Consider the following 17,539-nt stretch of genomic DNA (forward strand, 5'->3'; position numbering starts at 1 on the left):
CCGGTCAGGCCGCCGCCGAAAGACGCTCGCCGGCAATGCGGTAGGAAATCGCCTCAGCCAGATGCAGCCTTCCGACGGTCTCGCTGCCATCGAGATCGGCCAGCGTGCGGGCTACCTTCAGGATGCGGTGATAACCGCGCGCGGAAAACTTCAGCTTCTCCGCGGCATCGCGCAGCAATTGCAAGCCCCCCGCATCCGCATTCACCAGCGCCTCGATAAGCGCCGCCGGGCAGCGGGCATTGGTCGTCACCGCCGGAAGGCCGGCCTCGATGAACCGCTGGCGCTGGCGCATCCGGGCTGTGGCGACACGCTGCGCCACGATCTCGCTGGGCTCGGAAGCCGCCGGTTTGATGAGGTCCAGCGCCGTTACCGCCGGAACGTCGATACGGATGTCGATGCGGTCAAGCAGTGGACCGGAAACCCGCCCCTGATAATCGGACTGGCAGCGCGGACCCCGCGCACAGACATGGCCAGGCTCGCCTGCCATGCCGCACCGGCACGGGTTCATGGCGGCAACGAGCTGGATATGGGACGGGTAGGACACACGATGATTGGCGCGGGCCACCACGCATTCGCCCGTTTCCAGCGGCTGGCGCAAGGCATCAAGCGCCTGCGGGGAAAACTCCGGCAACTCATCGAGAAAGAGAACGCCGTGATGGGCCAAAGACGCCTCGCCCGGACGGGCACGCGCGCCGCCACCCGTCAGCGCCGCCATGGTGGCGGAGTGATGCGGCGTGCGGAAGGGCCGCCGATCCGTCAAACGACCATCCGCCAGTTCGCCGGCGATGGAATGGATCATAGAGACTTCCAGCAGTTCCGCCGGCGAAAGCGGCGGCAGGATCGACGGCAGGCGCGCGGCGAGCATGGATTTCCCCGCACCGGGCGGCCCGACCATCAAAAGGTTATGGCCGCCGGCGGCGGCGACCTCCAGCGCGCGGCGCGCACTTTCCTGCCCCTTGATATCGGCAAGATCCGGCAAAGCGGCGGCGGCCCCGCGAATGGCGGGCTGCGGACGGGCCAGCTTCTGTTCGCCCTTGAAGTGATTGGCGATGGCGATCAGGCTGCGTGGTGCGAGGATCTCCATCCCCTCACCCGCCCAGGCCGCCTCCGGGCCGCTGGCGGCCGGGCAGATCAGGCCCTTGCCGGCAGCATTGGCGGCGATCGCGGCAGGCAGCGCGCCGGAAATCGCGGCAATCGTGCCGTCAAGGTTCAGTTCACCCGCCACCACATAACCGTCCAGCGCGTCTGCGGGCACGGCCCCCAGGGCAGCCATCAGCCCGAGCGCGATCGGCAAGTCGAAATGCGACCCCTCCTTGGGAAGATCGGCGGGGGCGAGATTGACGGTGATGCGCTTCGGAGGAAGGGCCAGTCCGGTGGCATGAAGGGCCGCCTGAACCCGTTCGCGGCTTTCGGCCACCGCCTTGTCCGGCAGGCCGACGATCTGCATGCCGACCTTGCCCGGCGCGACCATGACCTGCACCTCGACAGGCACGCCTTCTATCCCCTGAAATGCAACCGTCGAGACGCGCGCCACCATGCCGAATTCCCCTGCCGATCCCCTTTACCCTGAATACCCCGTGGGTAGTATCGGGTTACGGGTTGCAATCTGGCACGAAAAAAGGAATACAACAAGAACGTTTTAAGAACAATTTCGCGCATCACGATGCATAGAGGTTGCATCCGGTTGTGCGCCCGGAACAAAGTGTGGCAACCGGACACGCGCTTAACGTGTCCGGCGGCCCCGGTCAGGCGCGCTTGCGCTCGATGGCATCCCAAAGCAGGGCAGCAATGTCGGTACCGTCGAAACGGCGCACTTCGCGAATGCCGGTGGGCGACGTTACATTGATTTCCGTCATGTAATCGCCGATCACATCGATGCCGACGAGCAGGAAGCCGCGTGCCTTCAGCGCCGGGCCGATGCGCTCGCAGATTTCCTTTTCGCGTGCCGTCAACTCCGTCTTTTCCGGGCGGCCACCGACATGCATGTTCGATCGGCTGTCGTGTTCGGCGGGAACGCGGTTGATGGCGCCGACAGGCTCGCCATCGACGAGAAGAATGCGCTTGTCGCCCTTGCGAACCGCCGGCAGATAGGCCTGCGCGATGAAGGGCTCACGGAACATCTGACCGAACATTTCCAGCAGCGAGGCGAAATTGCGATCGTCACGCGAGGTGTGGAACACACCCGCACCCCCATTGCCATAGAGCGGCTTCAAAATGATGTCGCCCATTTCAGCGCGGAAGGCCGCGATTTCCGCAACGTCGCGGGTGATCAGCGTCGGCGGCATGAGGTCCGCATACTCGGTGACGAAAATCTTTTCCGGCGAATTGCGCACCCAGGCCGGATCGTTGACGACGAGCGTCTTCGGATGGATGCGCTCCAGAAGGTGGGTCGCCGTGATATAGGCCATGTCAAAGGGCGGGTCCTGCCGCAACAGAACGACATCCATCGTCGCAAGATCAACGCGCTCGGGTTCGCCCAGCGTGTAGTGATCGCCCTTGACGTCGCGCAGTTCCATGGGCTCCACGGTGGCGAAAACCTTACCGTCACGCAGGCTCAGGCGATCGGGCGTGTAGTGGAACAGCTTGTAGCCGCGAGCCTGCGCCTCAAGGCTCATGGCGAAGGTGGAATCGCCCGCGATATTGATGGTCGAAACATGGTCCATCTGGACCGCGACATTCCTGATCTTCGCCATGGCTGGCCCTCTCCTGATACGGTTGCGTCTATTTAGGACGCGGATCGGGCAAGCGCAACGCAATCACGGAAAGATTGGCGCGATGCCTCAGGCCGCAAGGCCTGAAGCCGGATCGCCACCCTTCAACGCCCGCTTCAGCTTCATCGCCGCAACCATCAGGCTGGGGAAAGGCCGGCGCACGAAGGCAACCTTGCGCACATAATGGTCGATATGCCAGGTGGCCCAGGTGCCTGCCTTGAAATAGGCGATGTCGCCGGCGCAAAGCAGGCGTTGCGTACCGTCTTCAGCGGTGATGTGCACCGAGCCCTCGAGAATCACCACCGTCTCGTCCCAGCCGAAAAACCAGCGGAAGGTGCCGGCGGTGCAGTCCCAAACCGCCGTTGCGGAGGCCTTGTCGTGGCTCTTGGAGTGTTCGGAAAGACGCGCATGCGGCGCGCCTTCGATTACCCAGCCGGGTTCGATCGGCGCGTCCTTCATCATCATCTGCGAAACGCCATCCGCCACGAAAACCGGTGCCGGTTCGGCGCGTTCCTGTTCGTCCATATGTCGCTTTGCCGTAATGGCCAGCGCTGCCGCCATCAAGAGTTTCAACGGCATGATCCCACCCCTGTCTTGTCCGTTCTTCGCCAAGAGGTAGCAGGGGAAGGTAACGGACGGGTTCAGGGGAACGCTCGCATTTTAACGATCCGGCTTTTCAGAAGGCGTCCGGGAAATGTCGCGGCAGACGAAAGGGAAGCACGGCCACGATATCGTAGCGCTGGGAAAGGCGGGCCGCATCCTTCCGGCCTGACAGCCAGATATCGCTGGCCGCCCGGATGCGGGTCTGTGCCGAGAACCCGACGGCATCGATGGCAAGCCCTTCCTGGCGCCGGGCCTTCACCTCCACGAATACCGCCAGATCGCCCCGCATCGCGATGATGTCGATTTCCCCGGCAAAGGTGCGATAACGCAAGGCGACGACGCGATAGCCCTTGAGCATCAGCCAAAAGGCAGCGACACGTTCGGAAAAACGGCCCCGCCATTCAGCCTTCTGCCGCGCCTGCCGGGTGTCCCTCATGCGCCGTCCTTCAGCTCCAGAAGCCGCTGGTAAAGTCGTTTTCGCGGCAGACCTGTCAGTTTCGCAGCCTCCGTCGCGGCCTGGCCGGCAGAGCGCGTTGCGGCCAGGTCGCGCAATATCCGGTCCACATCGGCCGGATCTGCTCCGGCCTTTTCGCCGGGCGGGCCAATGACGAAAACGATCTCGCCCTTGACCTGCCGCTCGGCGAATTCGGCTGCGAGTTCGCCAAGTGGGCCGCGCCGGAACTCCTCATAGGTCTTGGTCAGTTCGCGGCAGACGGCGGCAGGCCGGTCAGGACCGTATTCCTCGGCCGCCGCGGCAAGGGTCGCGCCGATGCGGTGAGGCGATTCGAAAAAGATCAGTGTCGCAGGGACATCGATCAGAGCCCGCAGCCGTTCATGGCGGGCCTTGTCCCTGGTTGGCAGGAAACCCGCGAAGAGAAAGGCATCATTGGGCAAACCGGAACCGAGCAGAGCCGCCAGCGGCGCAGAAGCCCCCGGCAGCGGCACGACGGGATGGCCGGCCTCAATGGCCCGCTGCGCCAGCCGGTAGCCGGGATCGGACACGAGCGGCGTCCCGGCATCCGACACCAGCGCCACCGACTTTCCCTCTTCCAGAAAGGCAAGAAGCCGGGTTCCGGCCTCATCGGCATTGTGCTCGTGATAGGAGAAGGGGCGGTTTCGGATGCCGTAACGATCAAGCAGGACGCGGGTGACGCGGGTATCCTCACAGGCCAGCACATCGGCCGCGGCCAACGTTTCCAGCCCGCGCAGCGTGATGTCACCGAGATTGCCGATGGGCGTGGCCACGAGATAGAGGCCGGCGCTCAAGGGCCGGGCGGCAATGACGTGGTCGTGCACGCGGAAGGTCTTATCCACTGCGCCCGCCGGCTTTTCGCTGTCCGTCACCGCTGCCATCGTGCCTCGCCTCGCTGTTTTTTCTCTTATGGGTCAAGCAGGCGATGCGCCGCAAGTCATGTTTTTAAGGGGATAGCCACCGTGAAAAAACGGCAAAGCGCACAGCAGGCCCTGACAGCCCTTGCCAAAGACCTCAAGCTTTTGCAATTTGGCTCTCCACCCCGCGATGTTTTAGAGCGGGACATATTCATGCGGGCCGGCGCAAGCCGCCTGAAATGGTCGGAAAACGGTCGTATCCCATGCGTATTACTCTCGAGCGCTCGAATCTCCTCAAGTCCCTGAACCACGTTCACCGTGTGGTCGAGCGGCGCAACACCATCCCGATTCTCTCCAACGTGCTGCTGCGCGCCGAGGGTGAAAGCCTTTCCATGAAGGCGACCGACCTCGATCTCGAAATCACCGAGGCGACGCCCGCCGCCGTGGAACAGGCCGGCGCCACCACCGTTCCGGCACATCTGCTTTACGAAATCGTCCGCAAGCTGCCCGATGGTTCGGAAGTGCTTCTCGCCACGACGCCTGACGGCGCGGCGATGACGGTCGCTTCCGGCCGCTCCAAGTTTTCGCTGCAATGCTTGCCGGAACAGGATTTCCCGGATCTGACGGCCGGCAGCTTCAGCCATTCCTTCAGCCTGAAGGCGACCGACCTGAAGATGCTGATCGATCGCACGCAGTTCGCCATCTCAACGGAAGAAACGCGCTATTATCTGAACGGCATCTATTTCCACACCATCGAAAGCGGCGGCGACCTGAAGCTGCGCGCGGTGGCGACCGACGGTCACCGTCTGGCCCGCGCCGAAGTACAAGCGCCCTCCGGTTCCGAAGGCATGCCGGGCATCATCATTCCGCGCAAGACGGTGGGCGAAATCCAGAAGCTTTCGGACAATGCGGACGCCATTGCCAAGGTCGAAGTGTCCGACGCCAAGATCCGCCTGACGGTCGGCTCCATCGTGCTGACCTCAAAGCTGATCGACGGCACTTTCCCGGATTATCAGCGCGTCATTCCCGCGGGCAACGACAAGGAGCTGCGCATCGACTGTGGCGCCTTCGCCCAGGCTGTCGACCGCGTCTCCACCATTTCTTCCGAGCGTGGCCGCGCGGTGAAGCTTGCGCTGTCCGACGGGCTGATGACGCTGACGGTCAACAACCCGGATTCCGGGTCGGCAACCGAAGAGATTGCCGCCGATTACCGTGCCGATGCCATGGAGATCGGCTTCAACGCCAAGTATCTCCTCGACATCACCAACCAGCTTTCGGGCGACCAGGCGATCTTCCTGCTCGCCGACGCCGGGTCACCGACCCTCATTCGCGATACGACCAGCGAAGAGGCGCTCTACGTTCTTATGCCCATGCGCGTCTAAAACGCACTGGGAGCGGTTCCTGGCGGAACCGTGGCGGGCGTCGCGCATTTGTGTTAAGGCAAGTGGTGACGCCGGTCGGTTCAAGACATGACGTTGTTTGAACTCAGTGGAGAGAACGAGGATGGCTTTGCGCCTCAAGGAAAAGATCGAGCAGAAGTTCGATGAGGAAATTCGTTTCTTCAAGGGATGGATCGACAAGCCGAAGCGGGTCGGTGCAATCCTGCCGACTTCGGCGATCACCGCGCGGCGCATGGCAAGCGTCATCAATCCGCAGTCCGGCCTTCCGGTTCTGGAACTCGGCCCCGGCACGGGCATCATCACCAAGGCGATCCTCGAGCGCGGCATTACCCCGGAAAAGCTCTACGCCATCGAATTCTCGACCGACTTCTACCAGCATCTGGTGGACCACTTTCCGGGTGTGAACTTCATCAATGGCGATGCCTTCGATCTGGATGCAACCCTTGGCGAAGATCTGAAGGACCAGCAATTCGACTGTGTGGTCTCGGCCATTCCGCTGCTTTCCTTCCCGATGTACCGCCGTGTGCAGTTGATGGAAAAGCTTCTGGAGCGGCTGCCGCACGGCCGTCCGGTCATCCAGATCACCTATGGTCCGGTTTCGCCGGTCATCGCCTGGCCTGACCGCTACCACATCGAGCATTTCGAGTTCGTCGTGCGCAACATTCCACCGGCACAGCTCTGGATCTACCGCAAGCCCTGATCCGAAAGCTGAACCAGAATGTTCGGGCTCTATATCACGCACCCGCAGGTGAAGATCGACCCGGACATTCCCGTCCCCCGCTGGGGCCTTTCGGATGTGGGAAAGGCCCGCAGCCTTGAAGCCGCAAGACGGCCCTGGGCGCGGCAACTCGGGCGCCTCGTCTCAAGCGACGAGACAAAGGCAATGGAAACGGCGGCCATTCTGGCGGAAGCCGCCGGTATTTACTTTGAAATTGCTGAGAACCTTCACGAGAACGATCGCTCGACCACCGGCTTTCTGCCGCCCGATGCTTTTGAGGCGGCGGCGGACCAGTTCTTTGCAGACCCCTTCGAAAGCTTTCGTGGCTGGGAGCGCGCCGCCGATGCGCAGGCGCGGATCGTTGCGGCCGTGACCGGCATTCTCGATCAACACGATCCCCGTCTTCCCATTGCCTTTATCGGCCACGGCGGCGTCGGTACGCTGCTGAAATGTCACCTGCTGGGCGCGCAGATTGCCCGCAGCCACGACCAGCCCGGCGGCGGCGGCAATCTCTACCGCTTTTCTCTTGCGGACCGCGCCGTCTCATGCGACTGGACGCCCATGGAACACTGGCAGGGAGATTGAAGAATGAATGCACGCGATCGTCTCATCGTCGGCCTTGATGTGCCGACCCTGAAAGAAGCCGAAGCCATCGTTTCGACGCTTGGTGACGATGTATCCTTCTACAAGATCGGCTACCAGTTGCTGTTTGCCGGCGGCATGGGCTTTGCCCGCGAATTGATCGAGAGCGAAAAGCAGGTCTTCCTCGACATGAAGCTGCTCGACATCGACAACACCGTTGCTTCCGGCGTCGAAAACATTGTGCGTATGGGCGTTTCCATGCTGACGCTGCACGCCTATCCCAAGGCCATGCGCGCCGCTGTAAAGGCGGCTGCCGGGTCGAAACTCACCCTGCTGGGCGTGACAGTGCTGACCTCGATGGACGACGAAGACCTCAAGGAAGCCGGCTACTCTGACAATGCGGAGACGCTTGTTGCCAAGCGCGCGGCGCAGGCCCGTGCAGCCGGCATGGGCGGCATCGTCTGCTCGGCGGAGGAATCGAGCCGTGTGCGCGGCATCGTCGGACCCGATATGGCGATCGTCACGCCGGGCATTCGCCCTGCTGGCGCAGATCATGGCGACCAGAAGCGGGTGATGACGCCGGCGGATGCCCTCAAGGCGGGTTCGACCCATCTGGTCGTCGGTCGGCCTATCGTCAAGGCGGAGGATCCGCTGACGGCGGCCCGCGCCATTCTCGATGAAATGAACACCGTACTTTAAGGGAGGCTTCCATGCCCAAGGGATACTGGATCGCCCGCGTCGATTCGCGCGATGCGGAGCGTTACAAGGATTATGTCGCCGCTGCAAAACCTGCCTTCGAAAAATACGGCGCGGTGTTCCTCGCCCGGGGCGGCGCCATCACACCGCTCGAAGGTCAGGCGCGCGCCCGCAACGTGGTGATCGAATTTCCGTCCGTTCAGGCCGCCGTCGATTGCTACAATTCGCCGGAATACCAGATCGCTGCGAAAATCCGCCAGCAGATTGCCGATGCGGAAATGATTGTGGTCGAAGGTATCTGAGCGACGAAACAGAAATCCGGCGCCGGGCCCTTGAAAATGCTTGTGCCGGACTTGCTTTCAGACCTTATGCGGTCACGCTTGTCTCTTCACCTTCACACCTGTTTAGGCTAAGAAGCGCTATAAGCAGCGCATTGATCCCTTCCCATTCGAGGAGTTCCTCATGACCCTGGCAAACCTTCCTCCGCTCGTCACCGTTTTCGGAGGGTCTGGCTTCGTCGGACGTTATGTCGTCGGTGCGCTCGCCAAGCGTGGCTACCGCATCCGCGTCGCCTGTCGCCGGCCCGATCTGGCGCTGTTCCTGCAGCCGCTCGGCAATGTCGGCCAGATCTCTTTCGTGCAGGCGAACCTGCGCTACCCGGACTCGGTGACCAAGGCCGCCGAAGGCTCCGACCACATCGTCAACTGCGTCGGCTTGCTGGCTGAGAGCGGCAAGAACACCTTCGCCGCCGTGCAGGACAAGGGTGCAGCCGTGATCGCCGCCGCCGCCAAGGCTATCGGCGCAAAGCTGACCCACGTTTCCGCCATCGGCGCAGATGCGTCATCCGCATCGTTTTACGCCTCGACCAAGGGCCGCGCCGAAAAGGCCGTCCTGGAAGCCGTTCCGGATGCCGTGATCATCCGCCCCTCCGTGGTATTCGGCCCGGAAGACAATTTCTTCAACAAGTTCGCTGCAATGGCGAAGACCTCGCCAGTTCTGCCGCTCATCGGCGGCGGCCAGACGAAGTTCCAGCCGGTTTATGCCGGTGACGTGGCCGAAGTCATCGCCCGCTCGGTGGATGGCAAGCTGAAGCCCGGCGCGACCTATGAACTCGGCGGCGAGGACGTGCTGTCCTTCGAGGACTGTCTGAAGCTCGTTCTCAAGACGATCAGCCGCAAGCGCCTGCTCATCACCCTGCCTTTCGGTCTGGCCTCGGTCATCGGCAAGATTGCCGAGAAGGTTCCGCTCATCACCCCGCCGCTGACGGGCGATCAGGTGGAACTGCTGCACAAGGACAATGTCGTTTCCGCTGCTGCGGAACAGGCCGGCCTGACGCTCAAGGGTCTTGGTATCGCGCCGGTTCTCATCAGCTCGGTTCTGGCCAATTACACCGTGCACTTCCGTCCGCAGGGCCAGTTCACGCGCCCGGCCAAGGCCGCCTGATTTTTCAGCAGGCGCATGCCGGCTCTGTTGTTTGTGCAAACCCGGACGGGCATTCGCCCCTCCGGGTTTTCCTTTGCGTTGCATAAATGCAGCAGCTAAAAATAATAGACGTTAACTTGCGGTTCAGTATGAACCTCTATTGATATTGAGCGTTTGTAGACTTAGACAGCCTCGCAGCACGTAGCGGACTGTTTCGCGGCGGAACATACGTGCATCACCGATTTTCGAAAGGCACTCCTCCATGGGCAAGTCCATCGCGCTCTTCTTTGCGTGCGCGGCTCTCATCATCCTGACCGGTTCCTTCCTCTCGCCCGGCACAGTTGCCGCCGGCCGAGCCGAATGCAGCCCCGCTTACGGCGTGGACCCCTGCAACGCAGAATGAGAGATAACGAAAAGGGCCGGTTTGAAACCGGCCCTTTTCGTTTGAGGCAAAGCCTGCCGCCGAAACGGTCAGGCGATTTTCACAGCCGGTCAGCCTGCCAGATAAAGGCCGACGAGACCGGCAATGCCGACGGCGATGCGCCACCAGGCGAAGGGCGCATAGCCGCGACGCGATACGAAATCGAGCAGCGAGCGCACGACCAGAAGCGCGGAGACAAAAGCCGCCACGAAGCCGATGGCAATGATGGCGCTATCCCCGAAATTCAGGGCATCACGGTTCTTGTAGAGATCCAGTGTGAAAGCGCCGAGCATGGTGGGCATGGCGAGGAAGAATGAAAACTCCGCCGCCGAGCGCTTGTCCGCCCCCATGAGCAGGGCGCCGACAATGGTAGCGCCCGAGCGGGAGGTGCCGGGCACCATGGCAAGGCACTGGCAGAAGCCGATCTTGAGCGCCAGCGACAACGGATAATCGGAGACATCGTGGTAACGCGGCTTCAATTTCAGCTTATCGACCACGAGCAGGACGATGCCGCCGAGGATCAGAACCGTACAGATGAGCTTCGGCGTTTCAAAGAGAACACTCTTGATGAAGTCGTGCGCCAGAGCGCCGATGACAGCAGCCGGGAGGAAGCCGACGAGAACGGCGAGAACGAAATGGCGGGCCTTGGCGCTGGTCGGCATCGCGACAGCGATCTGAACCAGTTTCGTGAAATAAACCAGAAGGATAGCAAGAATTGCACCGAGCTGGATCAAGACAGCGAATGTATTACCCGGCGATTCGAAACCAAGAAAGTGACCGGCGAGTAGAACGTGAGCAGTAGAGGAAACCGGAATGAACTCTGTCAGCCCCTCGATCAGGCCCAGAACGAGAGCGCTGATAATGGATTGGTCAGCCATGATTTATCCTTTTTGCAGCCTTAGAAGGGCCAGCCTTTCGCTTGTGTCGATGGAGCGCTGCTTATATAGCTCAGCGAGTCTGCCGGCATGTGAGTGATAGACGAAACACGAGCAATTTCCAGCCAAACTTAACCGCAAGCGCGCATTTCCATATGACAACCCTTTATCACCACCCGATGTCCGCCGCCTCCCGTTTTGTTCGCCTTATTCTTCAGGAATACGGCTATCAATACGATCTTGCCGAAGAACAACCCTGGGAAAAGCGGCGGGAATTCCTGACGCTGAATCCGGCCGGCACCCTGCCCGTCTATGTCGATGACAATATGAGGGTGTTGAGCGGCGCAACGGTGATTTCGGAGTTTCTTGACGAAACCCACGGTGTGCTGAAGCGCGACCGCCGGCTTCTGGCGGAAGACCCGTTCCAGCGCGCAGAAATCCGCCGCCTGACGGAGTGGTTCCTGGAAAAAATGGAGCAGGACGTGACTATGCCGCTGGTGCGCGAGCGGGTATTCAAGCTGCAGATGCCGCCGACGATGGGCGGCGGTGCGCCGGATTCGAAAATCCTGCGCACGGCGCGCAACAATGTGCGCCAGCACATGAAGTATCTCGGATGGCTTTCGGCCTCCCGCCCCTGGCTGGCCGGTGACCGGCTTTCCTACGCCGATCTTGCGGCAGCAGCGGCAATTTCCGTGCTCGACTATCTCGGCGAGATCAACTGGCAGGAAAATCCGGAGGCGAAGGAGTGGTACCAGCGGCTGAAGTCGCGCCCCTCCATCCGCACATTGCTGACGGAGCGTATTCGTGGCGTCACGCCGGTTTCGCACTATGCGGACCTCGACTTCTAAACACAGACGGAGGCCGGGATCGCCGACGAGGACGCCAGGGCGCTGAAGCGCCGCGAGACGCTGACCGCCTTCCTGCACAAGGAAGCTGCGACGCTTGGCTTCGATGTCTGCCGTGTCACCACCCCGGATGCCATTCCGCTGGCTCCCGAACGGCTCGACGCCTTTCTGGAGGCCGGCCATCACGGCACGATGGAGTGGATGGCGGAAACGCGCGAACGCCGTGCCGATCCCCGTGTACTGTGGCCGGATGTGCGCTCCGTCGTGCTCTTCGGCTTCAATTACGGCCCGGAAGACGATCCGCGCGCGCTGGCAGACCGAAAGGACAAGGCCGCCATTTCCGTCTATGCCCGCCATCGCGATTACCACGATGTCATCAAGGGCAAGCTCAAGGAGATCGCCACCCGCTTCGCCGCGAAATCCGGCGAGGATGTGAAAGTGTTCGTGGATACGGCCCCCGTCATGGAAAAACCGCTCGCCGCCGCAGCCGGGCTCGGCTGGCAGGGCAAGCACACCAATCTCGTTTCCCGCGACTTCGGCTCCTGGCTTTTTCTCGGCAGCCTGTTCACCACCGCGGACCTGACGGTGGACGCGCCCGAGCGCGATCATTGCGGTTCCTGCCGTTCCTGTCTCGACGCCTGTCCGACGGATGCCTTTCCCGCCCCCTATCGCATCGATGCGCGGCGCTGCATTTCCTATCTCACCATCGAGCACAAGGGGATTATCGCCCCCGAACTGCGCCCGCGCTTCGGCAATCGCATCTATGGCTGCGACGACTGTCTGGCCGCTTGTCCGTGGAACAAGTTCGCGGCGATCGCCTCCGAGATGAAACTGAAGGCGCGCGATGATCTCAAGGCGCCCGATATCGCCCTCTTCCTGACTTTCGACGATCCGACGTTCCGCAGCTTCTTCTCCGGTTCGCCGGTCAAGCGCATCGGCCGGGATCGCTTCGTGCGCAATGTGCTGATCGCCGCCGGCAATTCCGGAAGCGAAAGCTTCATTCCCGCCTGCACGCTCCTGCTCGATGATCCCTCGACCGATGTGCGCGGCATGGCCGTCTGGGCACTGTCGAGACTGATGACACCGAACGCATTTCACTCTCTATATATACAGCGGTCCGCAGACCCCGATCCGGTGGTCGCGGCGGAATGGGAAATGGCAGGAGAAACCCCATGCATCTGATGATCCTTGGCGCTGGCTATTCCGGCCAGGCGATTGCCCAGGCTTTCGCAGCAAAGGGCTTTTCCGTTTCCGGCACGACGCGTTCGCCCGAGAAGGCGCAACGGTTGCAAGCGGCCGGCATCTCGCCTTGCGTCTTCGATGGCGAGACCCTTTCCGCAGAACTGAGAACGACGCTTTCGACGGTGACCCATCTCGTCCAGTCCATTGCGCCAGATGTGGCGGGCGACCCCTTCCTGCGTCTGGCGTCCGATGTGGCCGTGCCCTCGCTCGAATGGATCGGCTATCTCTCCACCGTCGGCGTCTATGGCAATCATGACGGTGGCTGGGTGGATGAGCAAACTGAATGCAGGCCGGTCTCGGCCCGTTCCCGCGAGCGGGTGGCGGCGGAGGCGGCATGGGCTGCCTTTGCCGGGGCACGACGCCTGCCGATGGCATCGCTGCGCCTGTCCGGCATTTACGGGCCGGGCCGCAATGCTTTCCTTAATCTGGCCAACGGTACGGCACGGCGCATCGTCAAACCCGGACAGGTCTTCAATCGCATCCACGTCGAAGACATCGGCGCGGCCGCTCTTTTTCTGGCTGAAAGACATGCGGACGGGCTCTACAATGTTACCGACAGTCTGCCCGCGCCGGCACCGGATGTGGTGGTCGAGGCGGCCCGGATGATGGGTGTCGAACCGCCGCCGGAGACCCCTTTCGATCCCGCCTCGATGTCGCAGATGGCCCGCTCCTTCTATGGAGAGAACAAGCGCGTTTCGAACGCGAAGATTGTTTCCGAAGGCTTCACCTTCCGCTTTCCAGACTATCACTACGCCCTCACGGACCTGTGGGAACGCAACCGCTGGCGCGGCTGATTTCGCATCCGCGAACCCCCGTTTCGGAAGAAAATTCCTGAAATGCGAGCTTTTTGAACATTAATTCTTTGTTAACTCCCGAGCATCGCCACAAAGAATCCCCATTTCAGGCAGCGAATTGGGCACTGTTGGAAAATTATTTCTCTCATTTTTGTGATCACCCGAGAGCGAACCCTGTGACATCCGCAGGATTTGTTAGGGTTACTGATTCCAAAGCATTTTTCTGGACTATCCGATTTTCATAGCCCGATATGATTCATTCTGGTTGCATCACGAATGTTACATTATGTAATGTTTCGTGAATTGCCTTGGCCGTTTTTCGCCACTTTTGACCGTCTTTAAGCCCCCGCCGCTCAGGCGGAAGTTCAACGGCCCAAGGAATTACGGTTTGACGCTCAAAAAGCACCTCGCACTTGCAACCGCTTCGGCGATTCTTCTCTCCACCTTCGTCGCCCCGGTCGAAGCTCTTGCTACCCAGAATTGTGGCGGCGCTTCCTGGTATGCCCTCTCCTCCCGCACCGCCTCCGGCGAACGGATGAATGCATCGCTTCTGACCGCCGCGCACCGTTCCCTGAAATTCGGAACGAAGGTGAAAGTAACCAATCGCAACAATGGCAAGGCCGTGATCGTGCGCATCAATGACCGCGGTCCGTTCATCAAGGGTCGCGTGCTGGATTTGTCCAAGGCCGCCGCGCACCGCATCGGCATGGTAAGCTCGGGCACAGCGCATGTCTGTTTCCAGCCGGTCGGCTGAGGCAATGCCGCGAGTCAGGGGCGGCCTTTGCGACCTTCAGGCGCAGACAAGGCTTGCCCTGACGCGGTTTCACCGCTAGAGCCCCGTTTGAGTTTCGCCCCGATGCACAGGCAATCCGGGCGTTTTGCGGAAGCGGGAGACGGAATATGCGGCTGGGCGGCAGGCTGAGCGGAGCCATCGAGGTGCTGGGCGACATCGAGACGCGCAAACGTCCGGTCGCCGATGCCCTGAAGGACTGGGGCCTTGCCCATCGTTTCGCCGGCTCCGGCGATCGTTCCGCCATCGGCAACATTGTCTATGACGCTTTGCGCCAACGCCTCTCCCACGCCTACATGATGGACGACGACAGTCCCCTGGCTCTGGGCTATGCCGTTCTTCTGCGCCAATGGGGTTTCACCCTTGAAACGCTTGGCGCCGAATTCGAGGGTGATCGCTTCGCCCCCGCGCCACTCAAGGCGGAAACGATTTCCGCCTTCGGCAGCCGCTCCCTCGAGGATGCCCCGCTTTATGTGCAGGGCGACATTCCGGAGTGGGTGCAGCCTTCGCTGGAAAGCGCCTTCGGTAACGGCTGGCTGGCGCAGGCACAGGCGCTGACCGAGCGCCCGACGCTCGACCTGCGCGCCAACACGCTGAAGGCCGACCGCACCAAGGTGCTCAAGGCTCTGGAGCGTGCCAGCGCCACCGCGTGCGAGATCGCGCGCTTCGGTGTCCGCATTCCCGCCGGCGAGAAAACCGACCGCCTTCCCAACGTCACAGCCGAGCTTTCGTTCCAGAAAGGCTGGTTCGAGGTGCAGGATGAGGGTTCGCAGATCGTCGCCGATCTTGCCACGCCGCACGAGGGCGAACAGGTGCTGGACTACTGCGCCGGCGGCGGTGGCAAGACGCTGGCCATGGCGGCAGCCATGAACAACAAGGGGCAGGTGCACGCTTACGACACCGATTCCAAGCGCCTCGCTCCGATCATCGAACGCCTGAAGCGCGCCGGCACCCGCAATGTTCAGGTTCATGATGGCGAAGCAGGACTCGAACGGCTGAAGGGCCGTATGGATCGCGTGCTGGTCGACGCGCCTTGCACGGGTGCGGGTACGTGGCGCCGCCGCCCCGATACGAAGTGGCGGCTGACCCAGCGCAATCTCGAGGAGCGTGTCTCCCAGCAGCAACAGGCCCTGACCGAAGCCAGCCGTTTCGTGCGCCCCGGCGGCGCGCTCTATTACATCACCTGCTCGGTGCTGCCGGAAGAAAACGACCGGCAAATGGCATGGTTCACGAAGACCAACCCGGACTTCGAGATCGTATCGGCCCTGCCGACCTGGGACCATCTCTTCGGTGCCTCCGCCCCCAGGCCTGTCAGCCTCGACGGCAAGACCCTGACGTTGACGCCTGCCGCCACCGATACGGACGGTTTCTTCTTCTGCCATCTCAAGCGGCTGAGCTGACCACTGGAACGAAGACCGAAGCGCCCTAGATGATGGAGCATGAAAACCTTCATCATCTACGCGCTTTTCATCGCCGCCGTTCTGGCCGCCGGTATTCTGACCGGCGTAAGCAATCTGCCCGGCCCGTGGTATGACAGCCTGCAGAAACCGTTCTTCCAGCCGCCGCCGTGGATCTTCAGCCCGGTCTGGACCGTTCTTTACGTAATGATCGCCGTTGCTGGCGCACGGACATGGCTTCGCGCCCCGGCCTCGGGCCGGATGCAGGTGTGGTTTGTGCAGATGGTGCTGAACCTTTTGTGGTCGCCTGCCTTTTTCGGGATGCAGAGCCCGGGCTTCGGACTGACGATCATCATTCCGCTTCTGGCGTTCATTCTCGCCTTCATCGCCATGAGCCGCGCAAAAGACCCGGCCAGCGTGTGGCTTTTCGCTCCCTATGCGCTGTGGACTGCCTTCGCCAGCGTTTTGAACGCCAGCATCTTCCTCCTCAACTGAGTGAACGCCTTGCCTTGCCGAAGCCGCATGTGCGTGCCACTCTCGCGGTGAACAGGGAGGAATCGATGAGCGAGGGACATGCGGCATTCGTCCGCAATCGCGTCGAAGGCAATTTCAAACGTCAGCCGGCGCTGAAAAGCATGGGCGCCGAACTGACGCGCATCAGCCACGGCATCGTGGAACTGGAATTGCCGTTCAGCGAAAAGATGACGCAACAATATGGCTGGCTGCATGGCGGTGCGATTGCCGCCGGGCTCGATTCCGCCTGCGGTCTGGCCGCCTATACGCTGATCGATCCGGACGCCTCCGTTCTCACCATCGAATTCAAGGTCAATCTTCTCTCGCCGGGGCGCGGCACGCGCTTTCTCTTCCAGGGCGAAATCACCAAGCCCGGCACCACCATTATCGTCGCGGATGGCCGCGCCTATGCACTCACCGACGGCCCTGCAAAGCTGATCGCATCCATGACCAGCACGCTGATGATCGTGCGGGGTCGCGAGGATATTTCCGCATGACCTTCGAACTGAAGACCGTTGGCGAGAAGACGATTCTCTATGTCATGGCCGCGAAGGCCGAGTACGGTCCCCATCTGCAGGCCCGCTTCACACCACTCATGACCGGTGTCGGCCCGGTTGAAGCGGCCATTGTCCTGACACATGCGCTGGCCGGGCTGAAAACCAGAGAAACGCTGCCGCACATCATCGTTTCGCTCGGTTCCGCCGGATCGGCAGTTCTGGAACAGACGGAGATCTATCAGGTCAGCTCGGTGTCCTATCGCGACATGGACGTGTCGCCGCTCGGTTTCGAAAAGGGCCGCACGCCCTTCCTCGACCTGCCCGCCGTGGTGCCGCTGCCCCACGCTCTCCCCGGCATTCCTGCCGTCCGACTGTCGACGGGCGCCAACATCGTTTCGGGCGCGGCCTATGAAGCGATCGATGCCGAGATGGTGGACATGGAAACCTTCGCCTTGCTGCGGGCCTGCCACCTGTTCGACGTGCCGCTGATCGGCCTGCGTGGCATTTCGGATGGCAGCAAGGAATTGCAGCATGTCAGCGACTGGACGGAATATCTCCATGTCATCGACGAGAAGCTCGCCACCGTGGTCGACCGGCTGGAGGCGCTGGTGGCGGATGGACGGCTGATCGGCTGAGCCCAAACCATTTCTAAGGTTGCGAAATGCGGCAAAAGCCATTAGAGCCATCGGCAATTCAATTGGAAT

At 61.6% G+C, this 17,539-nt stretch carries 21 protein-coding genes; 15 read left to right on the forward strand and 6 right to left on the reverse strand.

The features are described 5' to 3' along the window. Nucleotides 1–4: 4 nt before the first annotated feature. From GGQ66_RS00855 to rsmI, 5 genes are all read right to left on the reverse strand, one after another. Nucleotides 5–1,537 carry a YifB family Mg chelatase-like AAA ATPase gene (locus GGQ66_RS00855; RefSeq protein ID WP_183788453.1) on the reverse strand — a complete coding sequence of 511 codons (1,533 nt, stop codon included), beginning with the start codon at nt 1,535–1,537 and terminating at the stop codon, nt 5–7. Between the two features lie 208 nt (nt 1,538–1,745). Further along, a complete protein-coding gene (gshB, locus tag GGQ66_RS00860) occupies nt 1,746–2,693 on the reverse strand; it encodes a glutathione synthase (RefSeq protein WP_183788455.1) in 948 nt (315 codons plus the stop codon). Between the two features lie 87 nt (nt 2,694–2,780). Beyond that, the gene (locus tag GGQ66_RS00865) at nt 2,781–3,290 is read right to left on the reverse strand and encodes a cupin domain-containing protein (RefSeq protein ID WP_183788457.1); all 510 of its coding nucleotides are present in this window, start codon (nt 3,288–3,290) and stop codon (nt 2,781–2,783) included. 97 nt (nt 3,291–3,387) lie between these two features. Continuing rightward, nucleotides 3,388–3,750, reverse strand: a complete 363-nt coding sequence (locus GGQ66_RS00870; protein ID WP_183788459.1) for a YraN family protein — start codon at nt 3,748–3,750, stop codon at nt 3,388–3,390. After that, the gene (gene rsmI / locus GGQ66_RS00875; RefSeq protein WP_183788461.1) at nt 3,747–4,667 is read right to left on the reverse strand and encodes a 16S rRNA (cytidine(1402)-2'-O)-methyltransferase; all 921 of its coding nucleotides are present in this window, start codon (nt 4,665–4,667) and stop codon (nt 3,747–3,749) included. Before rsmI ends, GGQ66_RS00870 begins: the two co-directional genes overlap by 4 nt. 239 nt (nt 4,668–4,906) lie before the next feature. Between rsmI and dnaN the strand changes: the two genes are divergently transcribed. The 7 genes from dnaN to GGQ66_RS00910 all read left to right on the forward strand — a co-directional run bounded on the left by dnaN (nt 4,907) and on the right by GGQ66_RS00910 (nt 9,864). Then, nucleotides 4,907–6,025: a DNA polymerase III subunit beta gene (gene dnaN, locus GGQ66_RS00880; protein ID WP_183788463.1), complete on the forward strand. Its 1,119-nt coding sequence runs from the start codon at nt 4,907–4,909 to the stop codon at nt 6,023–6,025. Between the two features lie 121 nt (nt 6,026–6,146). Beyond that, nucleotides 6,147–6,743 carry a phospholipid N-methyltransferase PmtA gene (gene pmtA, locus GGQ66_RS00885; protein WP_183788465.1) on the forward strand — a complete coding sequence of 199 codons (597 nt, stop codon included), beginning with the start codon at nt 6,147–6,149 and terminating at the stop codon, nt 6,741–6,743. A gap of 18 nt (nt 6,744–6,761) precedes the next feature. Then, the gene (locus GGQ66_RS00890; RefSeq protein ID WP_183788467.1) at nt 6,762–7,346 is read left to right on the forward strand and encodes a histidine phosphatase family protein; all 585 of its coding nucleotides are present in this window, start codon (nt 6,762–6,764) and stop codon (nt 7,344–7,346) included. Between the two features lie 3 nt (nt 7,347–7,349). Continuing rightward, a complete protein-coding gene (pyrF, locus tag GGQ66_RS00895; RefSeq protein WP_183788468.1) occupies nt 7,350–8,042 on the forward strand; it encodes an orotidine-5'-phosphate decarboxylase in 693 nt (230 codons plus the stop codon). Between the two features lie 11 nt (nt 8,043–8,053). Further along, nucleotides 8,054–8,341 carry a DUF1330 domain-containing protein gene (locus tag GGQ66_RS00900; protein WP_183788470.1) on the forward strand — a complete coding sequence of 96 codons (288 nt, stop codon included), beginning with the start codon at nt 8,054–8,056 and terminating at the stop codon, nt 8,339–8,341. A 160-nt stretch (nt 8,342–8,501) separates the two neighbouring features. Next, nucleotides 8,502–9,482 (forward strand): complex I NDUFA9 subunit family protein, encoded by a 981-nt coding sequence (locus GGQ66_RS00905; protein ID WP_183788472.1) that lies wholly within the window; start codon nt 8,502–8,504, stop codon nt 9,480–9,482. Nucleotides 9,483–9,723: 241 nt separating this feature from the next. Then, a complete protein-coding gene (locus GGQ66_RS00910) occupies nt 9,724–9,864 on the forward strand; it encodes a hypothetical protein (protein WP_183788474.1) in 141 nt (46 codons plus the stop codon). 89 nt (nt 9,865–9,953) lie between these two features. On the opposite strand, the gene GGQ66_RS00915 is transcribed toward GGQ66_RS00910, so the two are convergent. Then, nucleotides 9,954–10,760, reverse strand: a complete 807-nt coding sequence (locus tag GGQ66_RS00915) for an undecaprenyl-diphosphate phosphatase (protein WP_183788476.1) — start codon at nt 10,758–10,760, stop codon at nt 9,954–9,956. A gap of 152 nt (nt 10,761–10,912) precedes the next feature. On the opposite strand from GGQ66_RS00915, the gene GGQ66_RS00920 reads away from it, so the two are divergent. The 8 genes from GGQ66_RS00920 (at nt 10,913) to GGQ66_RS00955 (ending at nt 17,470) form a co-directional block, all read left to right on the forward strand. Next, the gene (locus GGQ66_RS00920; RefSeq protein ID WP_183788478.1) at nt 10,913–11,605 is read left to right on the forward strand and encodes a glutathione S-transferase family protein; all 693 of its coding nucleotides are present in this window, start codon (nt 10,913–10,915) and stop codon (nt 11,603–11,605) included. Between the two features lie 18 nt (nt 11,606–11,623). After that, on the forward strand, nt 11,624–12,784 hold the full coding sequence (gene queG / locus GGQ66_RS00925; protein ID WP_183788877.1) for a tRNA epoxyqueuosine(34) reductase QueG: 1,161 nt from the start codon (nt 11,624–11,626) through the stop codon (nt 12,782–12,784). Then, entirely contained in the window at nt 12,775–13,638 is an 864-nt protein-coding gene (locus GGQ66_RS00930) for an SDR family oxidoreductase (RefSeq protein ID WP_183788479.1), read from the forward strand. Before queG ends, GGQ66_RS00930 begins: the two co-directional genes overlap by 10 nt. A gap of 430 nt (nt 13,639–14,068) precedes the next feature. Further along, nucleotides 14,069–14,392, forward strand: a complete 324-nt coding sequence (locus GGQ66_RS00935) for a septal ring lytic transglycosylase RlpA family protein (RefSeq protein WP_183788879.1) — start codon at nt 14,069–14,071, stop codon at nt 14,390–14,392. A gap of 146 nt (nt 14,393–14,538) precedes the next feature. Beyond that, nucleotides 14,539–15,828, forward strand: a complete 1,290-nt coding sequence (locus tag GGQ66_RS00940) for an RsmB/NOP family class I SAM-dependent RNA methyltransferase (RefSeq protein WP_183788480.1) — start codon at nt 14,539–14,541, stop codon at nt 15,826–15,828. Between the two features lie 39 nt (nt 15,829–15,867). Further along, nucleotides 15,868–16,320: a TspO/MBR family protein gene (locus GGQ66_RS00945; protein ID WP_183788481.1), complete on the forward strand. Its 453-nt coding sequence runs from the start codon at nt 15,868–15,870 to the stop codon at nt 16,318–16,320. Nucleotides 16,321–16,385: 65 nt separating this feature from the next. Further along, nucleotides 16,386–16,835, forward strand: coding sequence for a PaaI family thioesterase (locus GGQ66_RS00950; protein ID WP_183788482.1), 450 nt, complete (start codon nt 16,386–16,388; stop codon nt 16,833–16,835). Next, entirely contained in the window at nt 16,832–17,470 is a 639-nt protein-coding gene (locus tag GGQ66_RS00955; RefSeq protein ID WP_183788484.1) for a 5'-methylthioadenosine/S-adenosylhomocysteine nucleosidase, read from the forward strand. The genes GGQ66_RS00950 and GGQ66_RS00955 overlap by 4 nt, the downstream gene beginning before the upstream one ends. Nucleotides 17,471–17,539 lie beyond the last annotated feature (69 nt).

The sequence above is a fragment of the Allorhizobium borbori genome (assembly GCF_014196535.1).
Classification (GTDB): Bacteria; Pseudomonadota; Alphaproteobacteria; order Rhizobiales; family Rhizobiaceae; genus Ectorhizobium; species Ectorhizobium borbori.

Excerpts from the sequence above, each read along its gene's own strand:
- GGQ66_RS00855 (WP_183788453.1), bottom strand. The coding sequence starts at position 1,537 with ATGGTGGCGCGCGTCTCGACGGTTGCATTTCAGGGGATAGAAGGCGTG.
- gshB (WP_183788455.1), bottom strand. The coding sequence starts at position 2,693 with ATGGCGAAGATCAGGAATGTCGCGGTCCAGATGGACCATGTTTCGACC.
- GGQ66_RS00865 (WP_183788457.1), bottom strand. The coding sequence starts at position 3,290 with ATGCCGTTGAAACTCTTGATGGCGGCAGCGCTGGCCATTACGGCAAAG.
- GGQ66_RS00870 (WP_183788459.1), bottom strand. The coding sequence starts at position 3,750 with ATGAGGGACACCCGGCAGGCGCGGCAGAAGGCTGAATGGCGGGGCCGT.
- rsmI (WP_183788461.1), bottom strand. The coding sequence starts at position 4,667 with ATGGCAGCGGTGACGGACAGCGAAAAGCCGGCGGGCGCAGTGGATAAG.
- dnaN (WP_183788463.1), top strand. The coding sequence starts at position 4,907 with ATGCGTATTACTCTCGAGCGCTCGAATCTCCTCAAGTCCCTGAACCAC.
- pmtA (WP_183788465.1), top strand. The coding sequence starts at position 6,147 with ATGGCTTTGCGCCTCAAGGAAAAGATCGAGCAGAAGTTCGATGAGGAA.
- GGQ66_RS00890 (WP_183788467.1), top strand. The coding sequence starts at position 6,762 with ATGTTCGGGCTCTATATCACGCACCCGCAGGTGAAGATCGACCCGGAC.
- pyrF (WP_183788468.1), top strand. The coding sequence starts at position 7,350 with ATGAATGCACGCGATCGTCTCATCGTCGGCCTTGATGTGCCGACCCTG.
- GGQ66_RS00900 (WP_183788470.1), top strand. The coding sequence starts at position 8,054 with ATGCCCAAGGGATACTGGATCGCCCGCGTCGATTCGCGCGATGCGGAG.
- GGQ66_RS00905 (WP_183788472.1), top strand. The coding sequence starts at position 8,502 with ATGACCCTGGCAAACCTTCCTCCGCTCGTCACCGTTTTCGGAGGGTCT.
- GGQ66_RS00910 (WP_183788474.1), top strand. The coding sequence starts at position 9,724 with ATGGGCAAGTCCATCGCGCTCTTCTTTGCGTGCGCGGCTCTCATCATC.
- GGQ66_RS00915 (WP_183788476.1), bottom strand. The coding sequence starts at position 10,760 with ATGGCTGACCAATCCATTATCAGCGCTCTCGTTCTGGGCCTGATCGAG.
- GGQ66_RS00920 (WP_183788478.1), top strand. The coding sequence starts at position 10,913 with ATGACAACCCTTTATCACCACCCGATGTCCGCCGCCTCCCGTTTTGTT.
- GGQ66_RS00930 (WP_183788479.1), top strand. The coding sequence starts at position 12,775 with ATGCATCTGATGATCCTTGGCGCTGGCTATTCCGGCCAGGCGATTGCC.
- GGQ66_RS00940 (WP_183788480.1), top strand. The coding sequence starts at position 14,539 with ATGCGGCTGGGCGGCAGGCTGAGCGGAGCCATCGAGGTGCTGGGCGAC.
- GGQ66_RS00945 (WP_183788481.1), top strand. The coding sequence starts at position 15,868 with ATGAAAACCTTCATCATCTACGCGCTTTTCATCGCCGCCGTTCTGGCC.
- GGQ66_RS00950 (WP_183788482.1), top strand. The coding sequence starts at position 16,386 with ATGAGCGAGGGACATGCGGCATTCGTCCGCAATCGCGTCGAAGGCAAT.
- GGQ66_RS00955 (WP_183788484.1), top strand. The coding sequence starts at position 16,832 with ATGACCTTCGAACTGAAGACCGTTGGCGAGAAGACGATTCTCTATGTC.